The sequence below is a fragment of the Acidovorax sp. GW101-3H11 genome (assembly GCF_001633105.1).
Classification (GTDB): domain Bacteria; phylum Pseudomonadota; class Gammaproteobacteria; order Burkholderiales; family Burkholderiaceae_C; genus Acidovorax.
This window is the reverse complement of the sequence record NZ_LUKZ01000033.1, coordinates 27,052-31,277: the sequence shown is the minus strand read 5'-3', so window position 1 is coordinate 31,277 and position 4,226 is coordinate 27,052. Positions and strand designations below refer to the sequence as shown.

Annotated in this window: 4 protein-coding genes, 1 tRNA gene and 1 pseudogene; all 6 read left to right on the top strand. The window is 54.2% G+C overall.

Annotation, left to right across the window (positions count from 1 at the left end; all coding sequences use genetic code 11):
- The first annotated feature begins 176 nt into the window (after positions 1 to 176).
- The 6 genes and pseudogenes from A1D30_RS26780 (at position 177) to A1D30_RS26755 (ending at position 3,573) form a co-directional block, all read left to right on the top strand.
- Positions 177 to 425, top strand: coding sequence for a DUF2188 domain-containing protein (locus A1D30_RS26780; RefSeq protein WP_082836481.1), 249 nt, complete (start codon positions 177 to 179; stop codon positions 423 to 425).
- Between the two features lie 607 nt (positions 426 to 1,032).
- Positions 1,033 to 1,923, top strand: coding sequence for a hypothetical protein (locus A1D30_RS26775; protein WP_242421918.1), 891 nt, complete (start codon positions 1,033 to 1,035; stop codon positions 1,921 to 1,923).
- The gene (locus A1D30_RS26770; protein ID WP_063461692.1) at positions 1,920 to 2,597 is read left to right on the top strand and encodes a hypothetical protein; all 678 of its coding nucleotides are present in this window, start codon (positions 1,920 to 1,922) and stop codon (positions 2,595 to 2,597) included. The genes A1D30_RS26775 and A1D30_RS26770 overlap by 4 nt, the downstream gene beginning before the upstream one ends.
- Positions 2,598 to 2,788: 191 nt before the next feature.
- Positions 2,789 to 3,133: a hypothetical protein gene (locus tag A1D30_RS26765; protein WP_131798470.1), complete on the top strand. Its 345-nt coding sequence runs from the start codon at positions 2,789 to 2,791 to the stop codon at positions 3,131 to 3,133.
- 150 nt (positions 3,134 to 3,283) lie between these two features.
- Positions 3,284 to 3,466: pseudogene (locus A1D30_RS26760) on the top strand (urease accessory protein UreG); the annotation flags it as partial.
- A 19-nt stretch (positions 3,467 to 3,485) separates the two neighbouring features.
- Positions 3,486 to 3,573: transfer RNA gene (locus tag A1D30_RS26755), tRNA-Ser, on the top strand.
- Positions 3,574 to 4,226: the final 653 nt, after the last annotated feature.

The window sequence follows — 4,226 nt, the reverse complement described above, 5'->3', positions numbered from 1 at the left end:
ACCACCAATTCCATCTGGGCCAGTAGCTCTTGCTTGCGGGTCTTCTTGGTGCTCAGGTTCAGCTCAAGGCTGCTTTGCTTCATGGCTTGCGAGGATGCCATGACTGATCTGCATCTATCAGACTGCTCGCGAGGTTTTGCAGGATTTCCTTAACGACAGGTGAATAGGAGACGCAAATGAGCAAAGGTCAAGATCGGATGGTATTCCGCCGCGAGGATGGCACATGGGTGAACAAGCGCAATGACGCGGAACGTGCCTCGAGTTTGCACGCCACGCAACGTGAGGCAGAGCAGGCTGCGCGTGAAATGCTCAGTAGACAGGGAGGCGGAGAACTAACCACCAAGGGCGTCAACGGCCTGATCCGGGGCAAGGACACCATTGCCCCTGGAAATGACCCTGTCCCTGCGCGGGACCGCGAGCACTGAGAGTCAACGCTCACGAGCAATGATTGTTTCAGCACCACGAGTATGGACAGTCACGATCCAAGGCTCAGGGAAATTTGGCGTAAAGCCAGCCCACCAATCATTTTCCGGAGAAGCAATAGCGAGCCATTGCTGGTGCGACTTCCCTACGCCAGAAACAATTTCGATTGGCTGAGGGCAGATAAGAGGCGGAAACCAGATTGGAATGATCGCTTTAAGTGCTGGGAGGTCCCTGTTGCGTGGTACGACTGGCTCGCCAAGAGACTTGTCGATAGGTACGCTGCTACCTATCTCGTACAGCTGTATCGAGAGCAACAGAAGTGCGCCCCCTCATGCTGGGATGCTCAAGGACTTCATTGTGAATGCTCTTGCATGGGTGCAAATCACGGAAGTGGTTGCCCAAGTGGCAGATGGCATGAGATTTCCGACACGTTTGCCTTCGAATGGGGACCACGAAGGTACGCTTGCCGGTTGCTCACTTCTCAATCATAGGAATTGATCGCTAGTGATAACCGAGGGGTAGAAGCGCTAGCCTCGATACGGTGCGATGCCTTGCAATAACGATGGCATCAGCCCTGGCTACCTTGAGATACCTGCAAGGAATTCAAATATGCATGGATTAGAGGGTGGGGAGCGTATGGCCTTGCAAGGGGAGATGCGGCTTGTCATTTGGGATGTGCAGCACGGTGCTTGCGCCATGCTGCAGCATATCCTTGGTCAATACGCTGGCCGCCTTGCAATGATCGACTCGGGTTCCGCTAGCGATTGGCGGCCTAGCACCTACATCACACAATCTCTTGGCAGGAACAGGCTCGACTACCTATTCATCACCAACGCTGACCAAGATCACATGAGCGATCTGCAAGGGTTATGGAATGCGGGCATTTATACCCCCGTGCTTTTCCGAAATCCAAGCTATACGGGCGAGCAAATGCGCCAAATCAAACGCCAAAGCGGGCCGCTCACTGCCGATGCTGAGCGCTATGTCTCTGCATGCTCCACTTTCAATTTGCCTGTTGAGGAGCCCTTCGATCTACACATGGGTGGTATCACCGCAACCCTGTTCTGGAACCCATATCCGGCATTTACCGATACCAACAACCTCAGCTTAGTCATTTTCATCAAATACGCTAACTTCAAGATCCTTTTCCCCGGCGATCTGGAGAAAGCAGGTTGGCGAGCGCTGTTGCAACGTGCGGATTTTCGCGCCGAGCTTGTTGGGACCGACATTCTTGTCGCATCGCACCACGGGCGAGAGAACGGCTACTGCGAAGACATCTTCGACTACTTCACGCCAAGCGCCGTGGTCATTTCCGACAAGCCTATCGAACACGAAACGCAACAAACCGTGCCCGACTATCGTCGCGTTGTGCGAGATCAGGGCGTCAGAGTCCGCACGACCATGAAGGATCGACATGTCCTGACCACGCGGCGCGATGGCTGGATTCAGTTCACCGTCAATCACGATAACTACACCATCATGACGGAGTACATGGGATGAAGAACAATGGCGATAGATCCCTCAAGTCACTCAATATGAAGTGGCTTGTCCTGTTAGCTATTACTGACGTACTAGCCTTGCTGTTCTTCGTTGCGCCGGAACTCGTCAAGGGCGCATCACTCACGCAAGTAGGCATCGGACGGGTGCTAATCGCAACGATGATGCCAGTTTTTGTGCTGTTGGTTGTTAACGTGCTACCGCACAATTTGAAGTCAGCGCTTGTCTATTGGAAGCCGCTCGGCGTGCTGCCTGGAACTGAGGCATTCACAAAGTATGGCCCCGCCGACTCGCGTATTGATATGGCGGCCCTGAAAAGGAACATTGGTACGCTGCCAACTGAACCGGCCGAACAGAATGCTAGGTGGTACAAGCTCTACAAGCAGATTGCGAATGAACCCGAAGTAGCAGAGGCGCACAAGCTGTTCCTGATGTATCGAGACATGGCGGGGATTTCGCTAGTACTGCTTGTCCTCGTACCGGTGGCGCTGCAACTCGCGGACGCACCATTTCCCGCCCAGTTGCTCGCAACGGGGCTGTTCGTAATTCAGTACCTCGTTACCGCAGTTAGCTCCCGCTGGAGTGGCATCCGATTCGTGTGCAACGTGCTCGCCGTTCACTCCGCCCGCAAGGTTACTGCACTCAAGGCGAGCGCTCCCAAGCAACCTGCCGCCTAGCCAACCCACTGGCTCGAAACGTGGAGCAATAGCCTAAGCATCTGGGTTGTATTTGTTACAACAGGCTCTGGTCGCCTTCCAGCACTGCCATTGATAGGACAGAATTGCTCCGTCGAGAGAATGTTTCACGCCAGCCGTAGACGCCAATGAAATAGCAGTACCGACATAGAAAACTCAAGGGAAGTGATCTCATGGCCCGTCGCCTTACGACAATTGGACAAATTAATCGCTACGTTGCTTCTGTCATTGCTGACGCCAATCATCATGCACCTCAAGTCAGCCAAGTGATCCAGCCGCTTGCAAACGCCGTACTGGCGAGATTTGGCCCTAATGACACAATCGACGTGTACGAGCGCCAAGGCGTTGTTGCTCGGACATGCTGGGTAAGAATCGCAGGCACGCGCTACTGCTTTTCCTATAACTACACTAATCACGTCATTGATCTTCGGGACCGCAGCCTCCAAGGAAATCTGCGCTTCGCCTTTGACAACGCCACCACGACTGCACAGATTCGCGCGCAAGTTGCCGCGCTGTAGGCATAGAAATTTGCCATGTCCCGGAGAGCAAACAATTAGTGGGCCTTTCCTCGTTACTGGCGATGTTCAGACTGGCGCAGATGCGGCGCTGGTCCGTCTTATCAAAGTACGTTTTGTTCCTACCCACCAACTTGCCCATCGACTTGCCCCCCCCACGTAGGCGCCAACCTGGATGTGATGCGTGCCGACACCACCCGCATGCGCACCAACGCGCAGGGGCAGCTCAAGCCGTTCGTCATGACCAATCTGAAGAACCTGAGCGGCCTCGCCGACGTGATCAGCTTCATCGAGACGCGCGGCATGCTGAAAAAATCAGCGCCTGCAGTCGGCTAGAATCCGCGCTTCCGTGCCCGGAGACGTGGGTGAGCGGTTTAAACCAGCAGTCTTGAAAACTGCCGACGGGCAACCGTCCGTGAGTTCGAATCTCACCGTCTCCGCCATGCTTTGACGCGGCTTTTCAGTCGTGCACGCAACTCGCTTTCCTTCTCTGCCTCCACGGTCGCAACGGCCATCCAATGCCCGGGCTCTTCTCCTAGTTCAATAACAAAGTTTCCAGCCAGGATGGGGCTTAGCCGACCTTACATGCTGGGCGCCTTCGCAGAGTTTGAAAGAGCTATGACCAGCGAGCACCGCATAGCTGGATTCGAAGCCGCAAAAGCACTGATCAGAAGCTCGGAAGGGCACGAGCAATGCCCGAAAAAACCGAATCCAAACTGGTGCGAATTTGCCGTCAGGCAACTACACCAGACAAGCCCTGGCGGACCACTTCGAAGCACACGCCTCCAGCGTGTAACGTGCAATCTACCGCGTTACTAACGCTCGGTTACAGCAGTCTCGAGTAAAGCAACTGCGCAAGATATGCGTATGATTTGCACTTCTGTAGTCTCCGTCGTTGTGCTGAATCATGAAGCTAGCTCTACGCTATATTTACGCTCACTTTTTTACGCTAGGGAAATCCTGCAAAACCTCGCGAGCAGTCTGATAGATGCAGATCAGTCATGGCATCCTCGCAAGCCATGAAGCAAAGCAGCCTTGAGCTGAACCTGAGCACCAAGAAGACCCGCAAGCAAGAGCTACTGGCCCAGATGGAATT